Below are 26,370 nucleotides of genomic sequence, written 5' to 3'. Positions count from 1 at the left end.
CTGTAGCTAGAAAGGATCTGACTCATGGAACTGGAAATTGATTGGCGCGAGCCGCCGTTGAGCGGGGAAGCTAAGCTCCAAACCATCCTGAAGCATCACGCAGGCCGGTGGGCCCGTGTCAAGAAGAACATGGCGTCCTCCACGGCAAGTTCAGCCTGGCGTAAGGCTGGCTTCCAGACCGAGGTCCACCCGGTCGAGGGAACCCCGAAGCGATATGATATCTACGCCCGCTGGCCGGAACGATCAGCCGAGACGATGCCTGGCGCCTCCGCCACACCCGCGGCCGTAGCGTCTCCCCAACCGCCGGCACCAACGACGGCTGGTAAGACTACGCCTGTCACCACCAAGGACGGCGTCCCGGTAAAGGATCCGGCTCCTGCCGATGCAAGCGATCTTCAAATCCCAACCAGCGGGGCAGTGACTGGCGGGTACCTGGCATCACGCACGGCCCGCGCTGTAGCTGCTGGCGGGGCCAAAGAAGTCAAACTGGTTGGCCATAACCCGAGCCCGGTGCGCCCATGATCATTGACGTTGAAACCTCAGACTTCCGCCAGGCAGTCCAAGCAGTGACGCCGCACGCTGAGAAGGAAGCGGACATTGTGTCCATTCACCGTGTGAACTTCGCGGTCACACCTCACATGCTGTATGTCTCGGCCACGAACCGGCACAGCGTGGGCTGTGCGATCGCCAACGTGTACGAGGTAGACGGCCTGACCGGCTCCTACGAAGATGACCAGTTCGACCTGACGCCAGCTTTGGTCAAGGAAGTCCTGATGCTGTTCAAGGACAAAAGCAACCCCGGTGGTGAAATTGGCTCAGCCCTGCGGATCGAAGTCAAGGAAGAGGAACTCATCTTCACTGACATCTCAGGGTTGTTCCCTGGCAAGACATACGCCATCCCCCGGACCAAGATTGACGCACCATTCCCAAATATCCCCCGCCTGATCCGCCAAACGATTGTGGGTGACCGGAAGGAAGCCCCGCGGCTCGCTGCGGCTGGCACTTTGTTAGGCCTATTTGTCACCGCCACAAAGGTTTACGGAGACGCTCTGATCATCGAGCCCACTGGCGCCCGATCCGCTCTCCTGGTCTCCTGTGGAGAGTCGTTCATCGGACTGTTGATGCCGCGAGACATTGGTGACGACACTGAGGAAGCCAGCCAAGCCAAGACGTGGCGCGAAGGATGGTTCAACCGCCTTCATGACCTCGCACGTGGCCATGAGCACCAAGACGAAGCTCGGGCCAAGAAACGCGGCAAGACAACCCTGACCATAGTCAGCGGGGACGCCGAAGCCACCATCGAAGCCGACGTCCTAGACGCACTTACCCAAGCCATCGCAGAAATAGGCGGAGACAAAGCCCTCCAAGCCCAAGCCGTCGAACTCATCGTCACCACCCAATTCGGCTCCGCATCCATGCTCCAACGCAAGCTCCGCATCGGCTTCACCAAAGCAGGCCAGATCATGGACCGCCTCGAAACAGCCGGCATCGTCGGCCCCGCCGACGGCTCCAAAGCCCGAGGCGTCCTGTACCCCGCCAACCAACTCGCACAGGCGCTCGCCGCCTTGGAAGAAGCCAGCTCATGATCAGCGACCCCAGAATCGAAGCAGCAGCGCGTGCATACGCAGAGCTTAAGTCTGGCTGGGGACACACCGCGATCTGGGAAACCCATACTGATCAGGCAAAAGTCATTCTCGCGGCCGCTGATGCAGTGGACCCGCACCGTCAGCCGGACCAACTGGCAGAGACACTAATCTTCGATCAACTTCAACGGTTGACAACGCCAGAGGACCGTGCCTCGAAGGTCCAAATGTTAGAAATGGTCCTGGCAGCAGGCATGACCACACAGCAAGCCAAAGTTTTCTCCAAAATGGCTATGAGTGGTCGAGTGCGAAATCAGGACATGCTGGAGCTTCAGGAATCCGGAATTGATGTTCGTCTTTACAACCAGTCTCTGGTTCAACGCGAGGAGACGTCCTCAGATACCACCACCGAGTGGGGTGTCCAGGGAACCGAAGTTCAGGGCATCGAGGCCGCACCATCAGAACTAGACGCGCGTGCCGCGGTGGCCTACTTGACCGAAGCCGGAGACGTTGCATCGCTCGTGGCCCGACAGATTACATCATGGGAGCCCGCGTCATGACGGCTCTGAAGCGTATCCAGCGCAAGCGCATTGCTGGCTGGCGTATGCCTGCGAACACCGTTTATGTCGGACGCGGCACGGCTTGGGGTAACCCGTACAAGGTAGAAAAGTTCCGTGACGGTCTTAGCGACGCCGCCTTCAAAGTGTACGAACCAGAAATTGACCGTCTGCACACGTTCTTCTATGACGATGTATCTGACTATGCGCTCCATGGGAAACCCGCCGCCAAAAAGGCAGTCGATCTTTACCTGATCCACTGGCTGCCTCTGGCCGATGTTGCCGAGTTGAAAGCCGCGCTATCCGGTAAGAATCTTTCGTGCTGGTGCCCGCTCGATCAGCCGTGCCATGCCGATGTCCTACTCGAACTTGCTAACCAGGAGAACCCCATGCCAACTACTCCAAACCCACTCCAAACAAAAATCGTTGGAGTAGAACAACCCAATCCCAGAATCAAAGCCGCAGCCCAAGCACTCCTCGAGGCGTCGAAAAGAGACTTGCCAGAGGGTATGGCCGAGAAGTTTGACGACGTGACGTGGCAGGTGTTTGAAGCGGACGCTGTGGCCGCGCTCGCGGCTGCTGACGCGGTGGATCCGCTGCGCCAGCCCGGCCACCGGGTGGAGATCTCCGGTTTCCAGTGGACGTTGCAGCACCCGGCCGAGTGCCGACCTAACCTGCTGGACTGCATACTGACCCGCGCCACCGCAGCCCACGGCGTCAGTAGTATCTCTGACGGAGTCTGGACGGTCTGGCTAGGCGAAGACCAAGAGCTGTGCTTCTCCGAGTATGTGGCCCAGTGAAGGCGCTGACAGTTCGCAACCCGTGGGCGTGGGCGATCATCTACGGCGGCAAGGACGTCGAGAACCGATCCGTCCGCACCAACTACACAGGCACCGTGGCCGTCCACACCTCCAAATCCGTGGATACCGAAGCCATGCACTCTGACCTGATCCAAACCGCCATCGATGAGTGCAACACCGCCCCAGTTATCCCGGGACAACTGATCCCCCGCGCTGACCTCGAGCAGCTCGGCAACATCATCGGCCTAGTAGACATCAACCCTGTCCACCACGCCGACCAATGCCGCGACCAGCACGGAGACCTCTGCTCACCCTGGGCACAAGACGGCATGTGGCACTGGCCACTAACCCACCCACAGCCCCTCAACACACCCGTCCCAGCAAAGGGCCAGCTGGGCTTGTGGGACTGGAACCAACCAGTCCTAGGCCACCCAGCCCCGAACGCCACTGGCCACGTCCAGGAGTACTCCCCCATGCCACACTCGTTCTTCTGCTCCTGCGGGGTAATGTCCGCCGGCACAGAGGATGACCCTGCAGTCTTCGAAGACCACCTCCGGCAAGTCACCCAATGAACCCCGACTGCCGCGACGGCAAACACCGCAGCTGCTCCGGAGACGGATGGGACGAGACAACAGATGGCCCGGCACGCTGCAGCTGCACGTGCCACCTAGCCGCATGGTTGGACGAAAACACCAACCTCCAACCCTGGCAGTTCCAATTCATCGACCAGTACAACATCCACAACGCCCCGATCACGCCACACGCCACCACAGGCCTTAGAAGGAACGCGCTCGCCGCCAAGGCAGCGCGGACCAAGGGCCCGCCGTCGTCCAGTAGCTGGCGCGGCAAAGAACGCAACACCAAGTACGCATCTAAGCAATGAAAGCAGGTCACCGAACACATGTTCTTCCAGGTCGATGACCAATTCCAGGTCAACCCGAAGGCCATTACTTTGGCCCGCTCTGCCATGACCGAGGACATCTGGGGGCTGGCCTCCCTCGGTGTGTGGACTCTGATGGGTTCCCACTGCCAAGCAGCACTAACTGACGGCGTCGTGCCGTTCGTGGAGATCGTAGCGAAGACGTTGAATCCCACCATCTCGCAGCAGCTCGCCGACCGCTTGGTCGCCGCTGGGCTGTGGCACGCACCGGGACATTCCTGTGAGCGATGCCCCGCAGTGGCGGTTGATACATTCCTTTTCCATGATTGGTTCGCCCTCAACTACGATCGTGGCTCAGACGTCCGGGTCAAGCGGGACAAGTCCAAGGAACTCAAGAGCCGGCATCTGATCAATGCTGTCTGGGCCCGGGACTGCATTGACCCGGCCAACCCGAACATCGGCGCCTGCCGGTACTGTTCCAAACAGCTCCACAAGAAGGACACCCGCGGTGCTGATGGCCCAGAGATGGACCATGTAGACCCAACGAAGGCAGCAGGCGTTCGTAACGTCGTACTGGCCTGCGGGTCCTGCAACCGCAAGAAGGCCGGGAAGACCCCGGAAGCCGCTGGTCTGGTTCTGCAGCCAGCTCCCGCCCATTCACGCAGTGTCGATCCTGTAGTAGCAGTCTCGCCGGGTAATGCCGCCGCTGAGTCAGTTCCAGGAACCACCGTGACGGACGTTGTGAGCGCCGCATTGAAGCCAATGGCCCAGAAGGCTCCCGAGGCTCCCCCAAGGCCGACCAGCGCACCGACCAGCGCCGGTACCAGTGCACGACCAGCACCGGGAACGCAGCGAAAAAGTATCCCCGTGTGCGCGGGCGATCGCGCGGGCGCTGGCAGGGCAGGGCAGGGTGGGGTAGGGAAAGGGTTAACAGAGGGTAGTGGCGGTGTTGCCAGCCCCGCTCCCAACAGATCCCGCAGACGTAGAGGTAAAGGAAAATCAAACCCGGGCGCAACCAATCTTCCCCAACGTGTGGCTCCTTCCCCCGCTCCTGTGACCAATCCTCATGATGCTGGCGATGCTCCTCTAGTTCCGACGCCGGCCCGATTCGGTTCAGCCTGGCATGGGTGGTCAGGCAACCCATCCGATGTCACTGAGACCACTTGCACCATTCACCAGCTCGAGCAGCCATGCCGGAAATGCGAGGACACCAATGCCTGATCTGAAGTTCGTTGCCCAGTTCCCTATCGAGGACGAGTCAGTACCCATGGCCCAGCTCCACGCCGAGGCCCAAAAGGAGACGATCGTGATGATCCATCAGCTCGGCTTCGGGATGGCCGGCCCCTTCGGCATGGAGCTGCTCGATCTTCCGCTGGCCACCTTTGTCCAGTGCACCGTCCATGTCCAGCCTTTCCAGTTCCCAGGAGTCAAGTAGTGGTCAGCAATATTGAGCTTGAGCGGAAGTACTCCGTCGAGGGATCCCCAGAGTTGATGCCGTACTCGGTGGCAAAGAAGTTCACCAGGTACCCGGAGTGGTGTGTGTCCGACTGGCATCTGGACGTGAAGGTCCCGGTGCCGGCGGCTCGTGATTCCAACCTTTGCCCTGAGTGTGTGGATCTACTCCGGGATTCGTGGGCGACCATGGCCGGTGCATGGCCCCTGCTCCAGGACATGGTCCACCCGTCTCAGCAGTTCGGCAACAGTGAACGGGTGGGTGGTGGCTCGGTCCATCCTCCGCTACCTATCAACGTCTCAGTGTCTGATCTACTTCGGGACATCAGGGACTCAGTTGGCTCGGTAGTCAATGGGCTGATCGAGGATTGCCCTGACTGGAAGATGCCGGCAGCCGCGACCACTGACGTGCTGGCTGATCATCTGTCCAAGTGGAAGGCCGAGTACGTGGCGGACCACCCCCGCCCGGGTCATGCCTGGTCAGTGCTTCGGGAGGCGTGGTTACTGGCTCAGCGTGTGGGCAAAGCTGGGGCCAGTGACCACACGGCGGCTGAGGTGGACACCGAGTCACACTGCCGGAAGCAATGGATGGAGTGGCCGAAGGGTAAACCGTTGCTCCACGCGTGCGAGGGGATGGTCATGGCTGTCCAGCCTGCCGGCGGAGGCAAGGCCGTAGCTCGGTGTGACGCTGACCCGGAGCATGCGATCCCTTTCGATGTGTGGCTAATGGTGCGAGGCACGAAGGCCAAGCAGTCCGACCGTACCAAGGCCCACCTGATCAAGAAGTTCACGTGATGGCGGACTTGACAGACGTGTGCTAAATTCGTGGTGTAGTGGTTCTTAATACCCACCCACGAATTCAAGGCCCTGACCATTTGGTCGGGGCCTTCGTCATGCCCGAGGTGGTGAGTGAGTTGACTGCTTCGGGTGTTTACAATCCGCCGTGGTCTGGACGTCGCGCTACTAACGCGCTGCTCTGGGTCAAGGCGCAAGGTCGCAAGCTGGACTCGCCGTGTTGCATCTGCCGTCAGCCCATTGACTACTCGCTTGAGTATCCTCATCCGCAGACCTGCAGTGTGCAGCATGTGAAGTCTCAGAAGATGTATCCACACTTGCGGTGGGATCGAGGGAACTGGGAACCCGCTCACCTGGACTGTAATAAATCGGCAAGCTACACAGCTGATACGGGAATGGGAGTGACGTCGGAGGACTGATCTGTATCCCCTCACGCTGTTGGACTCCAATAAAATCCAGCATGTTGAATCACGGGGAGATCCCCGCATTTTTTTTCCTCTCCCCCCTAGTATTTCCCCAACAAAACCCCGAAAAAACGTTGAATTGGCGGGGAAAATGGACCCATTACGTGATCGTCTGAAAGTTGGTTTGATATGGCTGGCTCTGGTGCTGGAAAGATGATTGGCTCAGCGTTGGACATTTCCGGGAATCCTGATTTTGCAGCACGTCTGACCGAACGCAAGCTTCGGAGCGCTCACATGGACTCTCCGACGCTTCTGGACGGTCCGGAGCACGTCATCATTGGCGGTCGGCAGGAGGGTAAGACCACTCTGGCCGTGAAGTGGCTCATGGACTCCCCGGAAGGCATCCAGCGGGTCCTGATTACCCGAGACGACTATATGGCCAAGTCGATCAAGCAAGACCTCGGATTACCCGTTGGGGGTCCCAGAGTGATCTCGTACCGGACGCTACTCAACGGCAAAGCTCGCAAAGGTGTGGAGTACGGCATTGATGAGACCGTACCCATCCTCATGAACATGCTCGGTCTGCGTGAAATGCCCCGACTCGTCACGGTCCAACATGCTGAAGCGTGGCAGGGCCTGGGAGGGTCTCATGCATGAAGCTCATATCTCAGCCGCCTTGATTGCCGCCGCGGAAGGTGAGCACGTCCTTGTAGTAGCTGCCACGGCAGATGAGAAACAGATCATTTTCAAGCGCCTGGTCGAAGCCTTCGACGGGTTGCAGCCGGGCCTGCTCCAAAGCATTAACCGGACGAATGGCGGTGAGCGGATCGATTTGGTTACAGGTGGCGGAATTCGTTTTGCCCACCTCAACGAACGTCGGCGCAGGGCGGCGGTCTACGATCAGGTATTTGTCCCGATTGGAACCGCCCCGGAATTCCTCGCTGATCTCGCCCCCGCCCTGGCCACAAGCGAAGTTGGCTTGATCACCGGCTACTGATGGCGGGAGGCGATCATCATGCATGACCGCCCAGCTATGCGGCTGCTGCATGATGACGGTTCACCGATTCGTGGCATTGCTCGGGACGTGGGGGCTTCACGGAACGCTGTCAGGAGAGCGCTGCGACCGGGCTCCAAGGATCACTATTACAGGCCATCTGCCAGCGAGGATGCGGAGCCGGCCGTTCGGGATGTCTTAGCTGACTATCCGGACATGGTGGTTGCTGACGTTGCTGTGTTGATCGATTGGCGGCACTCTCGCCGGACGCTCTCTGACCTTGTGGCGCGGTTGCGGCCCATCTACCGGGATTCATCCCCGGGCCTTGACGCACGCGCTGACGTGACGCTCAGAGCGGGCACGCTGGCCGCCCAGAACATCGAGTGCGGCACGCTGACAGTTCAGGAGGTGCAGTGGTGAGCAAACGCCAAAGCAACACTTCTGCCAGGAACACGGAACCGCCCGCCGACTTGCCCGAAACGGCCACTGTCATCTGGCGCGAGATCATGGAAAGCAACGATCTGGCCGGAACCGTGGACCGCTCCGCGTTGGAAGCGTTCTGCACTCTCATGGCTCGGCTCCGTGAAGCTCGTAAACGAGTAGAGGATGAAGGCATGGTGGTCAAAGACCCCCGAGGCCGTGTCATCCCTCACCCGGCGCTCGCCGTCGAGCGTCAGACGGCGGAGCAGATCCGGGCGTGGGGCGATCGCTTCGCCCCGCTGGTGAAGCCAGTCCGCAAGCGCGGTTACATGGCCGACGCCACGGCAACCTCCATTACCAATGCTGTTCACCTCAGTGCAGCAAAGTACGCCGGCCCCATTGCGGCCCTCAAAACTCTCGCCTGGATGATCGATGAAGCCCAGCGCGAAAGCATGGAAGCTCTACAAAAAGCCATGACCACCACCGTTCCCAACTACCTCAAAGCCTGCACAGAGCTACAGATCACCCCAGCATCAATCCCTACGGCGGTAGCAGATGCCCCTGTGGAGAAACCGGCTTCCGGAGTAAGCAGCTTGCAAGAACGTGCAGCGCAGCGCCGTGCAGGCTAAGCGCGCTAAACGGCCTGAACTCTTCGGGGAAGAAAAGCCCCGCATTTTCACACCTCCACTTCAACCGTTGGAACCGCGCTCGCCGGAGACGGAAGCGCGGACGCTGGGCTATGACGTCATTGACTTCGCCGAAGACGTCCTTCACCTGAAGTTGTTCCCATGGCAGAAGTGGCTCCTGATTCACATGTTGGAGCTGCTCTCTGATGGTGGGCTGCGGTTCCGCACTGTGGTGGTGTTGATTGCCCGTCAGAACGGCAAATCAACGCTCTCTCAGGTGCTGGCGTTGTGGTTCATGATGGTGTGGGGCTGGCCCTTGGTCATGGGTACCGCTCAGGATTTGGAGACGGCCGAGGAGGTCTGGCAGGGCGCCGTCGATCTCGTGGAGGAAGATGACGAGCTATCTAAGCTCCTCAAGCGTGTGGTCAAGGTCAACGGCAAGAAGGCGTTGGAGCTGCATTCCGGCGCTAGGTACAAGGTCAAGGCCGCTAACCGTCGTGCTGGCCGTGGTTTCACCGGGAACCTGATCATGCTCGATGAGTTGCGTGAGCATCAGAACTGGGAAGCTTGGGGCGCGATCACCAAGACGACCATGGCCCAGATTGAGGCCTTGGTGTTGGCCTTGTCCAATGCTGGGGACTTGACGTCTGTGGTTCTGAGCTATTTGAGGAAGATGGCGCATGAGTCGTTGGGTGATCCTGACGGCATTTGCGAAGAACTCACTGCGGCTGGTCCAACGTTGCTCGATATTGAAGCCCTGCAAGAGGATGACGAGGAGTTTGATGATGAAGATCTGGACGACTTTGAGCAGGACGAAGACACCCTGGGTCTCTTTGAGTGGTCGGCGGCACCCGGCTGTAATAAGTGGGACCGGGCAGGGTGGGCGCAGGCCAATCCTTCGGTGGGTTGGAATCCTGGCTTCACGCAGCGCACCATTGCGGCGGCGTGCAAGACCGATCCTGAGTGGGTTTTCCGCACGGAGGTCTTGTGTCAGTGGTCTGCTGGCACACTCACTGGCCCGTTCCCTCCCGGCGCATGGGACAAGGGCAAGAACGAGCCGGAGATGGGGCCGGACGGTAAGCCGCGGGTTGCTGACGCTGACCGGCTTGTAGGCCCGGTTCGGGCTGGTGTTGATCAGTCTCCGGACCGTTCCATGACGTATGTGGCCGTCTCCGGGTACCGGGCTGATGGGGTCGCCCAGGTTGAGATTTGGGCCGGCCGTTATGGTTCGGACTGGGTCAAGGACTACCTGATGGACGAGAAGCGCCGGGACCGCATTCTTTCCGTTGCTGGCCAGTCCAAGGGCGCCCCCATATCCCCCCTTATGGAGTCTCTGGATGCAGATGAAGAGTTCACGATCCCAGTCATTGAATGGTCAGGCGGCGATCTGACCGCGGGCTGGGCAGACGTCTATGACTCCGTGAGAGACACGACGGTTCGTCACAACGCCCAGCCTGTCTTGGACGTTGCGGCGGCAACTGCCGTCATCAAAGTGTTCGGCGGCGGCGCTTCCATCCCAGACCATAGGGCCTCCCCCGCAGATATTGCCCCACTGATGGCGTTCACGGCTGCCAAATGGCTGCTGGGGCGCCGTGAAGTACTTCCCCCGCCGCCTCCACCAAAACCGGAGGCGGTACGCGCTTCAGAAGAGCGCATTCCTGATGCTGACAATGTGGCCCACATGGGTTTCTGATGAAAGGAGCGATGCATGACTGTTCCGACATCGGAAAAAGGCTATGCGGATACGTCCGGTGGCTGGTGGACAGCGCTGGACGAAGAAGAAACACCGGAGCTGCAGTGGCCCAAGAATGTGAGCGTCTACGACCGGATGCGCCGGCAAGATGCCCAGGTCATTTCTGTTCTTCGTGCGGTGACGCTGCCTATTCGGCGCACAGCATGGCGGATTGATCCGAACGGGGCCAGCCCCGAGGTTGCACAGCAAGTTGCTGATGATCTTGGGCTGGATCTTGTAGGGGATGATCCAAATCGCAAGGTCGTCCGAACCCGGGATCGGTTCTCCTGGTCAGAGCACTTGCGACTCTCACTGCTGATGCTGCCTTTTGGGCACTCGGTGTTTGAACAGGTCTACAGGATCGATGATTCTGGCAAGGCCCGGTTGCGGAAGCTCGCATGGCGCCCACCCAAGACCATTTCCCGCATCGACGTCGCTGCCGATGGCGGACTGGTTGCCGTTCATCAGCATGGGGCCATGGGAGGCACAACAAAGACTGCACCCCGTATGGGGGTAGATCAGCTGGTGGTCTACGTCAACGACCGAGAAGGCGGGAACTGGCTTGGCCAGTCTCTCCTCCGACCGGCGTACAAGTACTGGCTGCTCAAGGACCGGCTGCTGCGTGTTCAGGCCCAGACGGTAGACCGTAACGGCCTTGGCATCCCCGTGTATGAGGGCTCTAAGCTCCCGGACTCTGTAACGGGCGAGGACCGGACAACCCGGGAGCAGGACGAAGTAAACGCGGGCTTGAAGTTGGCCCGTGGGCTGCGCTCCGGAGACAACGCCGGCGCCGCGATTCCCAACTCGGCAAAGCTCACCATGAAAGGCGTTGAAGGCGATCTACCGGACGCGGATGTCCCTATCCGCTACTACGACGAGCAGATAGCCCGCGCCGTTCTGGCCCACTTCCTGAACCTTGGAACCGAGACGGGTTCCTGGGCGCTTGGCTCCACGTTCGCGGACTTCTTCACCCTGTCTTTGCAGACCGTGGCCATGCAGATCGCTGACACCGTCACCCAGCACATCATCGAAGACCTGGTGGATCTGAACTGGGGCCCGAACGAGCCAGCCCCGCGTCTTGTCTTTGACGAAATCGGCTCACGACACCCCGCCACAGCCGAGGCGATCAAAGCCTTGGTGGACTGCGGCGCCCTGTCCGCTGATGAGGGGCTAGAAACCCACCTCCGCACCATCTACGGGCTCCCGGGGCTAGATCCCGTAGAACGGGCGAAGACCCGCGCTGCCGCACCGGCAAAACCAGCGAACACTCCCAAGGAAGGACAAACGGCATGACAGCAACTCAAACAGTTCGGCCTGTAGCCGCGGAACCCGTGCAGTGGTATCGGATGGAAGCCGCCAGCACCGGCAACTCGGCAGAGGTCTTCATCTACGGTTCCATTGGTGGATGGTTCGGCGTGGACGCCACACAGTTCGTCCAAGAACTCGCCACCCTCGACGTTCAAGAGATCCAGCTACGGGTCAACTCCCCCGGAGGCTCCGTGTACGACGGCGTGGCCATCATGAACGCACTCAAGCGACACAAGGCCAAAGTAGTCGCATCCATCGATGGAATCGCCGCCAGCGCAGCCTCCTTCATCATCATGGCCGCCGACGAGATTCAGATCGGCCCCGGCGCGGAAGTGATGATCCACGACGCCTGGGCGTACACCATGGGCAACGCCGATGAACTTGTTGAAGAGTCAGCGCACTTGGACAGGATCTCCAACTCCATCGCCAGCCTGTACGCCAGCAGAGCAGGAGGCACCACCGAGCAGTGGCGCGAGGCCATGAAAGCCGAGTCCTGGTACTCCGCTAAAGAAGCAGTCGCTGCCGGGCTGGCTGACAGCGTCACCGGAGACTCCGACAAAGAGTCTGTGGACTCGGTGGATGCATTCACCGAAGTCGCCAGGTTCGTCCACGCAGGCCGAGGCAACGCCCCGGCACCGTGGATGCCACCCGGACAACACGCGGCCGCCAGCGCCACTCTCATGCCGGTCAGCGCCGTCGTCAAAGAAGCGGCCGACTGGCTCAACACCACCAAGTCTCGTGCAGGGTTCCCGCCCGGCACGGAAAAGCTCGTCGCAGCACTCGCCGACGAGCCCCACAAGCCGACTGCGCCGCAGCCGGTCAGCAATACCCCAGAGAAAGGAACTGACGACATGTCAGCAGAAGTAATCAAGGGGCTCCGCGAGCGGCTCGGCATCCCCACCGCAGCAACCCTCACAGACAGCGATATTCTCGCCGCACTGGATGAGGCGCTCGCAGAGCAGGCAGAAGGCACTACGCCTGTCCCGGCAGCACAGGCTGCAGGAACTGTAGTTCTGGACGAAGCAGCCTACAAGGAGCTTCAGGCGAAGGCGGCCGAAGGTAGCGCCGCACGTCAGGAGCAACTGGCCACGGCTCGCACGAGCCTTGTCAATGCCGCTGTCCAGGATGGCCGGATTCCCCCGTCACGTCGTGAGCACTGGGTCAACACGCTTGAAGCTGATCCCGGCATGGAATCAACCTTGGCCGGGATGGCCAAGGGCCTCGTCCCTCTCACTGCTGCCGGCTACACAGGCGGCGTCGATGAGTCCTCGGATGAGAACTCCACCTACAGCAAGATCTTCAACACCGCGAAGGAGTCCTGACCATGGGCCAGTACCTGCCCGCATTCCGTCCAGGTGACACCGTCACCTTTGATGTGACCACCGCTGTAACCGGTGGTCACCCCGTCCAGCTCGGTGCCGCAGACCGTTCCGTCGCTCCGGCCGCAGCCGCATCAGTCACCTATGTGGGTGTAGCAGGCCATGACGCAGCTGTTGGCGACAAGGTCACCGTTGAGGTTGGCAAGCCGATCCACTTGCTGGTTGCCCTCGGAGCTGTGGCCCGCGGAGCAAAGGTCGAGGCCGCTGGTAGCGGCAAGATTCGCACCGCAACTACCGGCACCGTCATTGGTTTGGCGCTCACCACGGCTGCCGATGGCGCATCCGTCCAGGTCCTCCAGCACTAAGAAAGGAATACGGCATGAAAACTTACCCCTACACCCCGAGCCAGCTCGCCGCGGCCAGCGCAACGGACTTGCTCGCGTTCATCAAGTCACCCACTCTGTTGGCACGCCGCATGGGAGAGATCCTTACGGCGCAGCAGTTCATCGGTAACGCCCTCCTGCAAGGTCGGTTTACCCTTCAAGGCGGCGCTATTGCGGTCCCTTCGAATGAGAAGATCCGTACCGACCGCAAGGCAGAGCCGGTAGCTCCTGGCGCTGAGTACAAGCTCACGCCGTTGAGCGCTGAGCAGTACGAGATCTACACCGGGTCTAAAGAAGGTATTGCCACGGAGATCACGGACGAGGCGGTTGGCCGTAGCCTTCGTCAGCCCGTCGATGAGGCCATGCTGCTCCTGCAGACGGAGCTGGTATTCAACGCCAATGAACTGGCATTGGGTGTCATCACGTCATCTGTCACGCAGACCCTTGCAGGCGCCGCGTGGACAACTGGTAAGCAGATCCTCAAGGACGCTCTTCGGGCGCAGGCTACTGTTCGTCGCCTGAAGCTGGGCTACTCCATCGACACGGTAGTGCTCAACAGCATTCAGTACGCCGAAGTCATTCCGGAACTGACGGATCTCCTGCCAAGCTCGGATACTTCTGCGATCACCGGCAATTGGCCCACGATCAACGGTCTGACCTGGATTGCCAGTGACGATGACGAGATCAGCGATCCGTTGTTCGTGGACAGCCGCCGCCTGGGCGGTATTGCTCGCGAAACCATCCCCTCCCCGGAGTACCGCCCGGTGGGCGGCGATACCGGTGTGGAGATCGCATCCATTCGTGATCCGAAGGCGGACAAGACCCGCCTTCAGGCACGTAACCCTCACGTGCCGGTGGTTACCAACCCCCTCGCTGGCATCTTCCTCACCGGAACAGGAGCGTAACCATGACTGATTCATATGTCGCGAAAGCGAACGTCGTCAAGGTATCTATCGGCCCAGCTGATGGCAACCGTGTGGCGCGGCTGATCCGTGCTGGTGGCATCATTCCGGAGGGCGTCGAACAGGCAACCTTGGACGCGCTGGCCCAGCGTGGCTTGATCGGACTCGTCAAGCCCGTAGAGGATGACTCCGCAGCTGAAAAGGCCGAGGCCGCGACTGAAGCTGTGGCGGCTGCAGCAGCCAAGGAAAAGGCAGACGCAGCCACCGCGAAGGCGACCGCCGACAAGGCTGCAGCCGCGAAGGCCGCAGCCAAGTAGGAAGGAGGGGACGCCATGGCAGTATCAACACCGCTCGCATTAGTCGAAGATTTGGAAGCTGCCTGGCGTCCTCTCAAAGCTGCGGAGAAGACGCGGGCCGAGTATTACTTGGGTGTGGCTTCACGAAAGATTCGGCGTCGGTGGAAGACCGTCGACGCGCGCATTGCCACTGGTGAGCTTGGTGAAGACGACGTCAAGGACGTTGTAGTAGATCTTGTGCTTCCTAAACTCGATGCCCCACCAGTCCACAATGCGAAGTCTTGGTCACAGGGCGCGGGTCCATACAGCCAGCAAGTAACTCTGCAGTCTGGGGTTCGCGGTCTTTTCGAATTCGAAGACTGGATGGTTGAGGTATTCGAAGACTCCGGAGGAACGTCTGCACCGATTCCGGTCGGTGACTTTCCGCCATCCGGGAGGTACGAAAGTATCTCCCTTTGGCCCGAGGAGAGGAAGTGAGCGCCCATGTGGTCCATGTTCCCTTTGCCACACGGTGAGACGATCACGAGAATGCGCCGCAAGCTTGTTCAAGATCCATACTCCGGTGAGATGACACAGGGTAGCTGGGCTGACCCTGATGAGCTTGCTATCGAAGGTGCATCTGTTGCTCCGTCCTCCACGACGGAGCAACAGACCTCGAACCGGCAGACAGTCATCACATCAATGAGTGTTTACGGTCCGCCGGGGATGGATGTTCTACCAGCAGACCGGATCAGGGACAGCCAAGGACTCTGGGAAGTCACTGGGGAGACCGCTGCTTGGAAGAATCCCTTCACCGGGTGGCGCCCAGGCGATGAACTCCCGGTCAAGAAAGTGGTGGGGTGATGAAGTGGAATGAGAACTTCTTTCCCGAGATCCTCAACTCTGCGGAGGTCGTCAACATTGTTACCGGGATTGCCAACAATGTGGCCGGCACATCGAAGGCCACGGCGCCTGTTGATTCGGGTGCTTACCGGGACAGTATTCATGTCGTGGTCAAACGCCGGGGCAAGCGAACGGTGGCCGCCGTGGTTGCCTCAAGCCCGCATTCAATGCTCGTTGAGTCAAGGACAGGCAACCTTGCCCGGGCGTTGGGGCAGGTGACCGGCGGTGGGTAGCCGTGTTCTCGATGCCGACGTTGAACTGTTCCTGACGGGATTCATTCGTCAGGAACTGGCGCTTATTGGGACACCGATCACTCAGGGCGTGTTTATCTCGAACGCGTTCCCTTCTCCGGCCCGGGCGAAGACGGTTGTGGTGATGGACAATGGCGGCCCGTCGACGTCGATCATTACGTCTCAGACTCAGATCGGGGTCACGGTCCTTGCTGGGGATGATCCTAGTCAGGGTTCGGAGGCGAAAGCGCTGGCGCTCCTGGTGAAGATGATCATCTCTGATTCTGCCCGGGTTGATCCGAGCAATCCGGTTGCTGCCGTGCTGCGTGCCGGTGGCCCGTACCGGATCCGGGAGGAAAGCGGCCAGCCGAGCTACTACTTGACGTTTGAGCTGGCTGTTGTTGGTCAGCCTTTCGAATAGCATCACCGCCACACCCAGTTCACTTCAAGCCATCCACGCCGTGGGTGGCTTTCCTAGTTTGGAGGAAAAGTTATGGCAAAAGATGCCAAAGGTAATGATGTATCAGCCGTAGGTATTCCAGTAACGGGCCGCATGGGATTTGCCCCTGAGGGAACCGCTGGTCCGAGCCCTGTCGAGGGCTCCGTCGTCGGGTTCACTCTTGACCCGGCTTATCTGGTGCCGGGGCTGCTGACCGATGACGGCGGCCCTGAGTGGACGCTCGAGGCCGACGGTGACCCTGTGGAGTTTTGGCAGGAGGGATACACGCTGCCGTCGGGGCTGGCTAAGGCTGAGGTTTCTCAGACTTACGCCCAGACGGACGAGACGGTCCGCTCGATCATCCGTGGCCAGGTTGCTGATGAGAACGGGTACATGACGATCGATGCCGGCGGCACCGATACGAAGTACTCGATGTTTTCGGAGGAAATCTTCAAGAACGGCACGATCCGGCGTCGTTGGGCTCCGGATGTGAATGTTCTTTCCGTGAAGGAAGTGAAGTCCAAGCGTGGCGATGTTATGGGCTACGAGACTACTTACAAGATCAACCGTTCTGATCTGGTCGGTGGCCGGCACTTTGGTGAGTGGCTGATCATGCCGGGAGCCGTGGTTGTTTCCATCTCGGGGGCGACTCCTGCCGCTGCTGCCGCTGCGGCCACTGTGACGATCACTGGCTCTGGGTTCACTGGCGCCACTGCGGTGAAGTTCGGTGCCGCGAATGCCACCTCGTTCGTGGCGGTTTCAAACACTTCGTTGACCGCTGTTATGCCTGCCGGGTCGGCAGGGTCGGCGCAGATCACCGTCACAACCCCTTCCGGCACGGCAACTTTCCCTTACACCCGCGGCTAAGTAGCCGCCCCCTTTGACCTGGTCCCGGCGTCCCTTTGATGGGTGGGCGCCGGGACCAGCACCAACCCATCTCCCACCCATCGTTGAAGGAGCATCATCATGACCACCACCGAGCAGACCGTACCCACCGGCAGTTCCAAGAACCTCGTTGCCGCCAAGGCTGCAGCAAAGACCCCAACCGCGCCTAAGGGCACCCCGACGCCCAAGCGTGCGAACGCCAAGTCCAAGCCCGCTGGTGCTAAGCCGAAGTTCGCCGTAGTAGAGCATTCCCTCAAGTGCCAGACCAGCGAGGGCGAAGTGTCCTTGGATCTGCGTCTGCCTCTTGAGAAGTTCGAAAAGCTCTCTGAGTTAGAAGACATGACGGAGAAAGAGTCATTGCCGTATATCCGCAACGAGATCATGCACGCAGATGTTCGTGATCCCATCATGGCGTTGCGTGACGGTGCTGAGTCCATGGAATTGATCATGCAGTGGATTGAGGCCGTGGGCGAGCGGTTCGGTGCGTCGTTGGGAAAATTGGGTGGCTCCTCCGGTTCGTAGAGGAGCACAAAGACGCCGTCACGTACGACTTTCAAACACGGTTCACACTCGACGCTGCTGGTATCGGCACCACCATTGCGTGGGGCCGGGCCATCAGCCTGGTAAGCGGGCTTTTGAACGAGCAAGGCACCCATGTACATGCCTCAGTAAATGGGTGGCAGTACCCCATGTCCATGGACACGATGTTTGCCGGCGCCCTCTACGTGACGGTGCAGAACGCGGTTCTCGGCGAAGGTGAGAAACCCATCACGATGCCATGGCCGTGGGATACCCCGGATACACCGCAAGAAGTCACCGACGAAGAGTTGTCAGTGGCGAAATCGACCCTCAACGCTCACTCAGCTTTCGGGCAGGTGCGTCCACAGTAAGAAAGCGAGGCGACATCGATGACAAAAGCCGGTCAGGGTGAAGTTGAGATTGTCCCCGTCATGGGCGGGTTCCGCTCCACGGTCGATAGTGAAGTAGAGACCACGGGCAAGTCCTCGAGTAACCGCTTCGCTGCTGCATTTGGCAACGGCATCAAAGGTCTGGGCGCGTTCGTTGGAAAGTCCCTCGCTGTAGCTGGCGGCCTTGCTGCTGGTATTGCCGCTATCGCGGTCAAAGGCGGTATTAGCCGCCAGCTACAGATCGAAGACGCAACAGCAAAGATGTCCGGCTTAGGAAACTCCACGGAAACCGTGAAGTCCGCCATGGACTCGGCCATGACCTCTGTCAAGGGAACAGCCTTCGGCATGGGCGAGGCGGCCACGGTAGCTTCCACCGCGCTCGCATCTGGCATTGAGCCAGGCAAGCGGATGTCTGAATATCTCTCTCTGGTCGCTGACGCGGCAACCATTGCCGGAACCGGCATGGGTGAGATGGGCCAGATCATGGGCAAGGTCACCAACACCGGCAAGGTGACCAACGACGTGTTGAACCAGTTCGGTGACCGCGGCGTCGGTGTCCTGCAGATGCTCGCCAAAGAATACGGTGTGACGGCCGAGGAAATGACCTCCATGGTCTCCAAAGGCAAAGTTGACGCCGCCACCTTCGAGAAGGTCCTGACAGAGAACCTCGGTGGAGCAGCCAAGAAATCAGGCGACACCACCAAGGGCGCATTTGCGAACATGGGCGCTGCTCTCTCCCGCGTGGGTGTCACCATGTCCAGCGGCTTCTTCCCCCTCTTCAAAGGCGTATTCAACCAGGTCACAGCAACCCTTGACGGCATGAACGACAAGATCAAGCCCGCAGCAGAGGCCTTCGGCAAATGGTTCCAAGGCAAAGCCGGGCCAGCCATCGAAGGATTCTCAACCAAAGCGCTCGCAGCCTTCAATTCGCTGTATACCCGAGTGGCGCTGTTTGTTGCAGGGTTCCAGCAGGGTATGTCCAATGTTGAAGCATCCGGAGCGATGGGAAGGGTCCAGCGCTTCGGGGAAATCGCCGGGAATGTCTTCAAGGAAATGCGCGGCGGAATCTGGGCCTTTCAGGCATCCTGGGAAGCTTTTGATGGTGATGTGACCTCGTCCGGGTTCCCCGGATTCATGGAGCGGCTGGCTTTCATCACTAAGTCTGCGTTCATTGAAATGCGTGGCGGGATCTGGGCGTTTCAGGCTGCGTGGGCCGCGAACGACGGCGATGTGACCTCCTCCGGTTTTCCCGGCTTCATGGAGCGGGTAGCTAACGCGACCCGGCCCGTGGTGGATGCGTTCAAGGCTTTGGATTTCTCAAGCTTCAGCGCCTTTACCGCTTCGCTGAGTGGCGCTGGCGGTAACGCTGGTAAATCGTTGGGCAGTATTGGTGACTCGATCCAAACTCTGTTGCCAGCTTTCAAATCATTTGGGGAGCAGCTGCCAAATATCGGGGCTGCTTTGGTCAAGCTCGGTGGGGTCAGCCTCAACATCCTCACAACCTCGCTGGCGTTCTTGGCCAAGCACGTTGACACGATCATCGCGTGGATGCCAGCAATCGTGGCCGGATACATTGCCTGGAAGATCGCCAGCAGCGCACTTGGCCAAGCACATCTTGCGTTGACAGCCGCTCAAGTTCTCATGACTCCAGTGAATCTGGCCAATAACGCAGCCCGAATTATCGCTGTGACGTTGGAGAACCAGCACGCCCGTGCCATTGGAACAACGACGACGGCGCTCAACCTCAACGTGGTCACAATGGCCCGGCAGAAGGCTGCCATCGTTGCCGGAAGGATAGCAACGCTGGCGGGCGCGGCGGCTACGGGAGTCGCTACAGCTGCCACTGGATTATTCAACGCCGTCATGAGCGCGAACCCAATCGCACTGGTGGTGCTGGCCATTGTGGCGCTGATTGCCGGGATTATCCTGCTGGTCAAGAACTGGGGTGCCGTTACCGGATTCCTCAAGACTATTTGGCAGGGCTTCGTTTCTTGGTTCCAAGGCGTCATGGCCGGATTCTTGGGCTGGTGGGATGGAGTCTGGCAGGGCTTCCTCGGATTCATTACCCCTGTGTGGGCGGCGATCCAGCAAATTATTCAGATCGCCTGGGCAGTGATCGTCACAGTCGTAACGACATACATCGGCATGGTGTTGACGGTCATTCAAACCGTCTGGGCAGTGATTCAAGTGGTGTTCTCCACCGCTTGGAACATCATCCAAACCATTGTCGCCACGGCACTCGCGATTCTGATTGCTGTCTTCACTGGAAACTTTGGGGCCATAGGCGGCCTCATTGCTTCAGCATGGGAAAAGATCAAGGGCTATTTCACGGGTGCGTTTGCCGCTATCGGCGCGATTGTGGGCAATGCCTGGGCAACGTTGACTGCTATCTTCACTGTGGCGATGGCCCAGGTAAAGGCGCTCCTCTCTGGCGGTTGGAACTCTGTACGGGACACGGTCATGTCGGTGTGGAACAGCATCGTCTCGTGGATCTCCGGCATACCCGGCCGAGTCCTCAATGGAATCATCGCCATCGCCCAGCTTCACATCCGGATGGGGCAGTGGATTGGCTCCGTCAAGGACGCGGCCGTGTCCAAGTTCCTCGAGCTGGTGTCATGGGTGACTGGCCTACCGGGCCGGATCGTTTCAGCTCTCGGCAGTGTCGGAAGTTTGCTCTCTGAAGCCGGTAGAAACATCATTCAAGGTTTCTTGAATGGGTTAACTGCCGGATTTGAGAGCGTGAAGAACTTCGTCGGCGGCATTGGCAAATGGATTGCCGACCACAAGGGCCCAGAAGCCTATGACAGGGCGCTCTTAGTCCCTGCCGGCGGCTGGATCATGGGGGGACTCAATAAGTCCCTCAGAGCAGGGATTCCTGACTTGAAGTCCACACTCGGGGATGTCTCAGCAACGATCCGCGCCGGGATAACGAGCACACCAACATCAAGTACAGGTACCGCCGGCACCCAGACGAGCACCCAGCGTGATGCTGGGCTCGCAGGTCCGCTGGTTCAGATCATCGGGAATGTTGGTTGGGATCCAGAAAAGGTGGGGGACGAGTTGTATACGAAGATCAGGCGCTCGTCGTCGTTGGCTAACTTGCGGAGGGTGGCGGTGGCGGTATGAGCGTGAATTTTGCTTATGGAGCCCCGTACGCCCCACCTATTCCCGATGTCTTTATTCCGTGGCAGGGAATCAAGCACACATGGACGGGATGGGACGGGTCCATCTGGCCGATTAGTGATCCCCGATCCGGAGCAGCTCTTTTGGCCGATGGGTTGGAGGGGCTGGGCATGCCGGACATCCTCAACTACACCCATGATTCTCCAGTGGTGCACGGGTCGGAGTGGGACGGATGGTTGGCAACGGGCAGGAAGGTCTATTGGCATTTCATCATCTATTCAGGCTCTGCCGCCGATGATCAGCCGAGCACCAAAGCGTGGTTGGCCCGGCACAAGGCGTTCTGGAAGACGATGCGTCCAGGCACCACGGGCGTGTGGACTGTAGAGCTACCCACCGGGGAGAAGTTCTCGTTGCGCTTGAGGTTCGTATCAGACGGTGGACACTCCTATGCCACCGATCCGGCGAAGCGTGGCTGGGAAGCTTACGGGATCGAACTATTCCCGGAACAGCCATTCTGGGAAGGAGTGAGTGTTGTTCGGTCGTGGGATGTTGGCGAACAGGTGGATTTCTTCGGCCCAACAGGATTCGGCCCTGATTTCTTCATCTCGTCATCGGCTCAGCTATCAACGGCTACGGTGACGAATCCGGGAGATGTTGACACTTTTGTTACTTGGACAATCAATGGACCATCGACAACCGCCGTCGTCGGTATTGGTGAAGATACGACGACGGTGCCGTTCCCTATCGCGGCTGGCTCGAGGCTAGTCATTGACACGGACCCACGCCGTCTCACCGCCGAGCTCGATGGTGTGGACGTCATGGAGCAGCTGACGGAGTTCAATTACCCGGCACTGCCACCCGGCGAGGATGTGCAGCTCAATCTGGCACTAGATGGCACTGGCAGCGTTGAGGCGAAATTCCCGACGTACTACCTGATGGGGGTATGAAGTGGCTGTCCCGTTCAGGGTCGATATTTACGATAAGGACTGCAAGTGGAAAGCGCCGCTTGGTGACTTGAAGTCGATCGCGGGCACAGTCCGGCATAATGCCATCTCCGAGGCCACGCTCACAGTGGCCGCGAATCATAAACGCGCCGCTTTGCTGGGTGGCACCGGGGCACGACTCGGGATCAAGTTCAGGGGCGAGCCCCTCATGACCGGCCCCATCCGGGCACCATCCGGCGCCGGGCCCGGGATGACCGGAGACCTGGTCTATGAGATGCAATCAGATTTTCGGATACTGCACAACGTTCTAGGCTGGCCAGCCCCAGGGAAGCTGATCACGCAGCAAGGTGACGATGGAACGTACTACTCGATCGGTAGGCGCCCGGCCGAGACAGTACTCAAAGACGTGGTGGCTAAGAACGCCGTCGCCCGTCTTGGGTTCCCTCTCACGATCGCTCCTGATCTGGGTCGCGGCGCCAACATCGAAGCATCCTTCCGCATGCACCCGCTCTACGACCGCCTATTCCCCGCTGTAGACACAGCCGGGATAGGGGTCAGCGTGGCCATGACCGCCGGCAGGCTGGTATTGGACGCCTACGTGCCCAGCATCTACCCGAACGTCCTCACAGAACAGTCACGGGTCATCCAGAAATGGTCATTCAGTGGAACAGGCCCCGACGCCACCAGAGTAGTCATAGGCGGTCAAGGGCAAGGAGACCTTCGAGTATTCGAGACAGTCAAGGACACCCCACTGGAAACGGCGTGGGGAGACATCATCGAAGTGTTCCGAGATGCCCGCGACACGGCAGACGGAACGACCTACCTCATGCGTGGGCAAGAAACTCTCGATGAAACAGCACCTCGAGGCACACTCACCGTGGAGCTGGCTGAAACAGAACGTTTTCGCTACGGCGGGCCCAAAGGAGTCCACGTCGGCGACCTTGTCACCGCCCGCGTCGGAACCGGCATTACCGTAACCGACGTCCTACAGGAAATGACGTTCTCCTGGAACCGTGCTGGCGGCCTTAAACTCTCATCCACCATCGGCCCCAAGGATGACCCCATGGACCAACTCATGAAAGCAATAACGACCCTCGCACGAGGCGTCCACGACCTGAAAGCAGGAACCTAATGGCCACCCCTCCCACGAGCTACGGATACCCAGGATCCGTCAACGCAGCAGCGCTCGCGTTTTGGTTGCCTGCCGCGGCGGCTGCTCGATTCTCTGTGGCCGGTGTTGAAGACTGGCGGGTTTCGGTCCAAGGCGGTCTGGACCGCGGTATTCGCATCAATGCTGGTACCGGCTGCGGCGATGGCGTCATGGACATAACCGCAGAGTACGAGACCATGGCGCTTCCCCTGGTTGAGTCGGGCTCTCAGTGGTTTTTGGTGGCGCGGCGCCGGAACTGGTCCGCGCCGGCAACGACAGCTCCGATCGTTATTCCCGGCTCGGCAACGACGGCACTCCCTGAGCGTTCCAATACGCCAGGTGTGGAATCTGACCAGCCGCTCGCCTTGTGCAGAGTGCAAGCCGGGCAGACTGTTGTCCAAGAGATCATTGATCTTCGGTGTTGGGCAGGTAATGGCGGGATGATCGCTGCCAGCTCCCTTGCCATGGATTACCTCGCCCGTCCAGGGGCCGACGTCATGATCAATGGCGTGACATGGAGGTATCAGCCCACCAGAAACGGTTCTTGGGGCTGGGAGCGAGAGACCCTAGCTATTGAAGTCTCAAATTCCATCGTTGGAGGATCACGCCCGGCGGGCTCTCCAGTGCGAACATGGACCGGCTACCTAGCTGTATCCTCCGGGGCTGGAGGGGAGAACCGCACCGCATCGCCCGCCACGGATGCCAACGGGGTGGGGGGAATTTGGTTCGGTTATGGCGGCGTCCCCAACTTTGACGGCATCTACTCCGTGCAGCTATCAGGCGAAGCCGGCGCTATCCAGTTTGCACATGTCCCCACCATCGCGGGGATCTCTCTGGCTCGAGTCAAGTTCCGTGCCCGCAGGCAAGCCTCAGACAACTGGGCCAACGGCTATGGCGTGATAGGGCTGTGCGTCACGGTCGTGGGCTGGTAACCCCAACACCCAATCCTCTCGGCCGCCACACACTGGCGGCCTTTCTCATGCCAGGAGGCACACATGCCCGGACCATACATTTTCAAGCAGATTTTCGCTGCCGACCCAGCCAACACGTCCAACGTCGCCACGAACGCATCAATCCTGATCTTCGCACCAGGCGACGCGTCCATGACCCCACTGATCATCACCGACGCCAGCACCGGCCTCATCTTGGCCAACCCCACCCCCACCAACGCCAACGGCTTCGGCTCCACCTTCGCCCATGCCACCCTCGACCAGGTCGCATGGGAAGGAGGCGGCTTCAGCGGCACCTTCGAGTCTTACCAGGGAATGAAGGAAGAAGCTGTAGCCGCCCGTGCCGCAGCCCAGGCGTCAGCTCAAAGCGCCGAAACCGCCGCGGCTGAAGCGACTGCCACGGTTACTGAGGCTCTTGCCGGTGCTGTGGGTGATGCCCAAGCCGCAGCGGCTGCTGCGGCCGCGTCGGCTGCCCTGGTTGGGGCGCCGGCAGATGTGATCACGGCGGCGTTGGTGGGCAATCCGGAAACGGCTACCGGCAGGGCACTTATTGCCACTATTGGGCAGGCCACGGCTGACAAGATCACCCAATCCCAAGGTGATGCCCGTTATCAGCAGTCATCACCAGACCTGCTGGCGAAGCTCCCAATCCCGTATTACATCGCACACCGAGGCGGGGCGAACATGGCCCCAGAGCAGAGCATGGAGGGGTTCAGGATTGCCGCAGCTACTGGCATTGACATTCTGGAAGCTGACATTCAGCGCACCGCTGACGGCGCACTCGTGGCCATGCACGATGACACGGTGAACCGCACAACGGACGGCACGGGACTTGTATCCGACTACACTCTTCCCGCGTTCTTGTCCCTGAACGCGGCGGCAAAGATCCCGTGGAAGAACGTTTCTCCGCCCGCAACTTTGCAGCAGATGTTGGCAGAGTTCGGCCCACAACGGGTTTTGCAGATTGAACCGAAAGATGCAGGGACGCTTGACGCCATGCTTGACGCCGCCGAAACTGCCCATGTGGAGAACAGTGTCCAGATTGAGACGAACAACCTCGCTGTCGCACAAGCTGCCGTGGCTCGTGGTTATGAGGTTTGGTTTTTCTGGAACATCTCAATCGCAAGCCCATCCGTTGCTTCCGTAGTTGCGGCCGGTGTGAACTACCTGGCAGTATCAGCCGGTGCAACAGACGCCGACATATCTACACTGGTAGCAACCGGAAAGTCTGTGACCGTCTACGCAGTAGAGCGCAGATCAGAGCGCGATAGGGTACTCGCGATGGGCGTGCAAGGAATCAGCAGCGACAACCCTGTATACGTCAAAGCAACCAAGGCAATGCGTAAGCGTGACTCGTGGATTCAAGGCGTCTGGGGGCATGGTCTGAATACGAATCGCACCGTGCGTCCGAAGATCGAAAACGGTGCGCTCGTACTTGACCAGAGCGCCGGGGCAATAGAGATCATCACCCCCGGCGAAGTGCTGCCGATCGCCGCAGCAGCAGGAACGTACACCATCGACCTTGACCTGGGGTGGAAAACCCTACCAACAGACATGGCCAAGGCCCTACAAGTGAACTTCGCCATTGACAGTGACCGGAACTACGACTTCCAACGCACCAACAACCCGGACGGTTACCCCGAATGCTACCAAGCCCACGTTAGGGCTAACGGCAGCATCGAAATCTATCGGGTAACCAAAGCAACTGGCTCTACCGGACCGATGACGGGGAACCTGTCCACCCCAGCATTCGTGGCAGGGAACTTCGCGCACTTGCGCATCACTGTGACCCCTACCGGATTCACAGTCCAACGCACCGACACCAGCTCAGCCGTTGCCACCGTCACGGACGCAACATGCCGGGGTAGCTACATTCGCTTGACCCGGTTCTCCACCGCTGACGGTGTTGGTATGTTCAAAAACCTCGTCATCAGCTAACCGGACGGCTGCGCTCCCCGACCTTGCGGGCCGGGGAGCCAGCCCATACTTCCCAGTCACCCGTGGACTGGGTCAGTACAGCGTTAGCCCCGACTACGGTTCCCTCGCCCACAGTGACGGTGCCTTTGGTCCCCACGATGACGGCACCAGCGCACAGCACAGCGTGGTCATTGATCTGGAATCCTTCAAAATCAGGATGAGGCTCCTCCCAGACGTTGCCACGCCCGATGGTTACGTTATGAAAAAGCGTCACATTCTTTCCGAAACGAGTCTTTTCGTGCACCACGATGGGGCCGACATGAGGAAGATGGGGACGCTGGGTAAAAGTATGCGGCGGAATTTGCACGCCACGGAGCTTCAGCACCATCCGAACGAGCGGTCCAACCCCAGGAAGCTTCTGCGCCTGGACTAGTTTCATCTGCAGGTTTTCGGCAGGGCCAACAGGAGTCTGAAAAGTAGAAGTCATAGCC

31 protein-coding genes are annotated in these 26,370 nt (G+C 59.7%); 30 read left to right on the top strand and 1 reads right to left on the bottom strand.

What is annotated here, in order from left to right; genetic code table 11:
- Nucleotides 1-24 precede the first annotated feature (24 nt).
- From RY113_RS03865 to RY113_RS03720, 30 genes are all read left to right on the top strand, one after another.
- Nucleotides 25-522: a hypothetical protein gene (locus RY113_RS03865; RefSeq protein ID WP_315913601.1), complete on the top strand. Its 498-nt coding sequence runs from the start codon at nt 25-27 to the stop codon at nt 520-522.
- Nucleotides 519-1,586, top strand: a complete 1,068-nt coding sequence (locus tag RY113_RS03860; RefSeq protein WP_315913600.1) for a DNA translocase FtsK — start codon at nt 519-521, stop codon at nt 1,584-1,586. The genes RY113_RS03865 and RY113_RS03860 overlap by 4 nt, the downstream gene beginning before the upstream one ends.
- Entirely contained in the window at nt 1,583-2,143 is a 561-nt protein-coding gene (locus RY113_RS03855; protein ID WP_315913599.1) for a hypothetical protein, read from the top strand. Before RY113_RS03860 ends, RY113_RS03855 begins: the two co-directional genes overlap by 4 nt.
- A complete protein-coding gene (locus RY113_RS03850; RefSeq protein WP_315913598.1) occupies nt 2,140-2,940 on the top strand; it encodes a DUF4326 domain-containing protein in 801 nt (266 codons plus the stop codon). The genes RY113_RS03855 and RY113_RS03850 overlap by 4 nt, the downstream gene beginning before the upstream one ends.
- Nucleotides 2,937-3,512, top strand: a complete 576-nt coding sequence (locus tag RY113_RS03845; RefSeq protein WP_315913597.1) for a hypothetical protein — start codon at nt 2,937-2,939, stop codon at nt 3,510-3,512. Before RY113_RS03850 ends, RY113_RS03845 begins: the two co-directional genes overlap by 4 nt.
- A 329-nt stretch (nt 3,513-3,841) precedes the next feature.
- Complete coding sequence (locus RY113_RS03840; RefSeq protein ID WP_315913596.1) at nt 3,842-5,041, top strand: HNH endonuclease; 1,200 nt, start codon at nt 3,842-3,844, stop codon at nt 5,039-5,041.
- The gene (locus RY113_RS03835; protein WP_315913595.1) at nt 5,034-5,255 is read left to right on the top strand and encodes a hypothetical protein; all 222 of its coding nucleotides are present in this window, start codon (nt 5,034-5,036) and stop codon (nt 5,253-5,255) included. Before RY113_RS03840 ends, RY113_RS03835 begins: the two co-directional genes overlap by 8 nt.
- Nucleotides 5,255-6,067 carry a hypothetical protein gene (locus RY113_RS03830; protein WP_315913594.1) on the top strand — a complete coding sequence of 271 codons (813 nt, stop codon included), beginning with the start codon at nt 5,255-5,257 and terminating at the stop codon, nt 6,065-6,067. The genes RY113_RS03835 and RY113_RS03830 overlap by 1 nt, the downstream gene beginning before the upstream one ends.
- A gap of 593 nt (nt 6,068-6,660) precedes the next feature.
- Nucleotides 6,661-7,128 (top strand): hypothetical protein, encoded by a 468-nt coding sequence (locus RY113_RS03825; protein ID WP_315913593.1) that lies wholly within the window; start codon nt 6,661-6,663, stop codon nt 7,126-7,128.
- Nucleotides 7,121-7,468 carry a hypothetical protein gene (locus tag RY113_RS03820; protein ID WP_315913592.1) on the top strand — a complete coding sequence of 116 codons (348 nt, stop codon included), beginning with the start codon at nt 7,121-7,123 and terminating at the stop codon, nt 7,466-7,468. The genes RY113_RS03825 and RY113_RS03820 overlap by 8 nt, the downstream gene beginning before the upstream one ends.
- An 18-nt stretch (nt 7,469-7,486) precedes the next feature.
- Nucleotides 7,487-7,885 (top strand): hypothetical protein, encoded by a 399-nt coding sequence (locus RY113_RS03815; protein ID WP_315913591.1) that lies wholly within the window; start codon nt 7,487-7,489, stop codon nt 7,883-7,885.
- Nucleotides 7,882-8,514: a P27 family phage terminase small subunit gene (locus RY113_RS03810; RefSeq protein WP_315913590.1), complete on the top strand. Its 633-nt coding sequence runs from the start codon at nt 7,882-7,884 to the stop codon at nt 8,512-8,514. Before RY113_RS03815 ends, RY113_RS03810 begins: the two co-directional genes overlap by 4 nt.
- Nucleotides 8,515-8,581: 67 nt before the next feature.
- Entirely contained in the window at nt 8,582-10,204 is a 1,623-nt protein-coding gene (locus RY113_RS03805; RefSeq protein WP_315913589.1) for a terminase large subunit domain-containing protein, read from the top strand.
- Nucleotides 10,205-10,219: 15 nt separating this feature from the next.
- Nucleotides 10,220-11,536, top strand: a complete 1,317-nt coding sequence (locus RY113_RS03800) for a DUF935 family protein (RefSeq protein WP_315913588.1) — start codon at nt 10,220-10,222, stop codon at nt 11,534-11,536.
- Nucleotides 11,533-12,873: a head maturation protease, ClpP-related gene (locus RY113_RS03795; protein WP_315913587.1), complete on the top strand. Its 1,341-nt coding sequence runs from the start codon at nt 11,533-11,535 to the stop codon at nt 12,871-12,873. Before RY113_RS03800 ends, RY113_RS03795 begins: the two co-directional genes overlap by 4 nt.
- A gap of 2 nt (nt 12,874-12,875) precedes the next feature.
- Complete coding sequence (locus RY113_RS03790) at nt 12,876-13,235, top strand: capsid cement protein (RefSeq protein ID WP_315913586.1); 360 nt, start codon at nt 12,876-12,878, stop codon at nt 13,233-13,235.
- Between the two features lie 14 nt (nt 13,236-13,249).
- Nucleotides 13,250-14,158, top strand: coding sequence for a hypothetical protein (locus tag RY113_RS03785; protein WP_315913585.1), 909 nt, complete (start codon nt 13,250-13,252; stop codon nt 14,156-14,158).
- Nucleotides 14,159-14,160: 2 nt separating this feature from the next.
- On the top strand, nt 14,161-14,472 hold the full coding sequence (locus RY113_RS03780; protein WP_315913584.1) for a hypothetical protein: 312 nt from the start codon (nt 14,161-14,163) through the stop codon (nt 14,470-14,472).
- Nucleotides 14,473-14,487: 15 nt separating this feature from the next.
- A complete protein-coding gene (locus RY113_RS03775) occupies nt 14,488-14,928 on the top strand; it encodes a Gp19/Gp15/Gp42 family protein (protein ID WP_315913583.1) in 441 nt (146 codons plus the stop codon).
- Nucleotides 14,929-14,979: 51 nt separating this feature from the next.
- Complete coding sequence (locus RY113_RS03770; RefSeq protein ID WP_315913582.1) at nt 14,980-15,294, top strand: hypothetical protein; 315 nt, start codon at nt 14,980-14,982, stop codon at nt 15,292-15,294.
- Nucleotides 15,294-15,566 (top strand): HK97 gp10 family phage protein, encoded by a 273-nt coding sequence (locus tag RY113_RS03765; RefSeq protein WP_315913810.1) that lies wholly within the window; start codon nt 15,294-15,296, stop codon nt 15,564-15,566. Before RY113_RS03770 ends, RY113_RS03765 begins: the two co-directional genes overlap by 1 nt.
- Complete coding sequence (locus RY113_RS03760; protein ID WP_315913581.1) at nt 15,559-15,984, top strand: hypothetical protein; 426 nt, start codon at nt 15,559-15,561, stop codon at nt 15,982-15,984. Before RY113_RS03765 ends, RY113_RS03760 begins: the two co-directional genes overlap by 8 nt.
- 72 nt (nt 15,985-16,056) lie before the next feature.
- The gene (locus RY113_RS03755) at nt 16,057-16,869 is read left to right on the top strand and encodes an IPT/TIG domain-containing protein (protein ID WP_315913580.1); all 813 of its coding nucleotides are present in this window, start codon (nt 16,057-16,059) and stop codon (nt 16,867-16,869) included.
- 99 nt (nt 16,870-16,968) lie between these two features.
- Nucleotides 16,969-17,409 (top strand): hypothetical protein, encoded by a 441-nt coding sequence (locus RY113_RS03750; RefSeq protein ID WP_315913579.1) that lies wholly within the window; start codon nt 16,969-16,971, stop codon nt 17,407-17,409.
- Between the two features lie 167 nt (nt 17,410-17,576).
- Nucleotides 17,577-17,777: a hypothetical protein gene (locus tag RY113_RS03745; protein ID WP_315913578.1), complete on the top strand. Its 201-nt coding sequence runs from the start codon at nt 17,577-17,579 to the stop codon at nt 17,775-17,777.
- Nucleotides 17,778-17,795: 18 nt separating this feature from the next.
- Nucleotides 17,796-20,921, top strand: coding sequence for a tape measure protein (locus tag RY113_RS03740; RefSeq protein WP_315913577.1), 3,126 nt, complete (start codon nt 17,796-17,798; stop codon nt 20,919-20,921).
- Complete coding sequence (locus tag RY113_RS03735; RefSeq protein WP_315913576.1) at nt 20,918-21,865, top strand: phage tail domain-containing protein; 948 nt, start codon at nt 20,918-20,920, stop codon at nt 21,863-21,865. Before RY113_RS03740 ends, RY113_RS03735 begins: the two co-directional genes overlap by 4 nt.
- A 1-nt stretch (nt 21,866) precedes the next feature.
- Nucleotides 21,867-22,994 (top strand): Gp37-like protein, encoded by a 1,128-nt coding sequence (locus RY113_RS03730; protein ID WP_315913575.1) that lies wholly within the window; start codon nt 21,867-21,869, stop codon nt 22,992-22,994.
- Nucleotides 22,994-23,944: a hypothetical protein gene (locus tag RY113_RS03725; RefSeq protein ID WP_315913574.1), complete on the top strand. Its 951-nt coding sequence runs from the start codon at nt 22,994-22,996 to the stop codon at nt 23,942-23,944. The genes RY113_RS03730 and RY113_RS03725 overlap by 1 nt, the downstream gene beginning before the upstream one ends.
- Before the next feature lie 63 nt (nt 23,945-24,007).
- Complete coding sequence (locus RY113_RS03720) at nt 24,008-25,900, top strand: glycerophosphodiester phosphodiesterase family protein (protein WP_315913573.1); 1,893 nt, start codon at nt 24,008-24,010, stop codon at nt 25,898-25,900.
- On the opposite strand, the gene RY113_RS03715 is transcribed toward RY113_RS03720, so the two are convergent.
- Complete coding sequence (locus RY113_RS03715; protein ID WP_315913572.1) at nt 25,893-26,366, bottom strand: hypothetical protein; 474 nt, start codon at nt 26,364-26,366, stop codon at nt 25,893-25,895. The genes RY113_RS03720 and RY113_RS03715 overlap by 8 nt on opposite strands.
- Between the last annotated feature and the right edge of the window lie 4 nt (nt 26,367-26,370).

The organism is Arthrobacter sp. lap29 (genome assembly GCF_032458965.1).
Classification (GTDB): domain Bacteria; phylum Actinomycetota; class Actinomycetes; order Actinomycetales; family Micrococcaceae; genus Specibacter; species Specibacter psychrochitiniphilus.
Note: the sequence above shows the minus strand (reverse complement) of the source record. Positions and strands in the feature narration are given on the sequence as shown.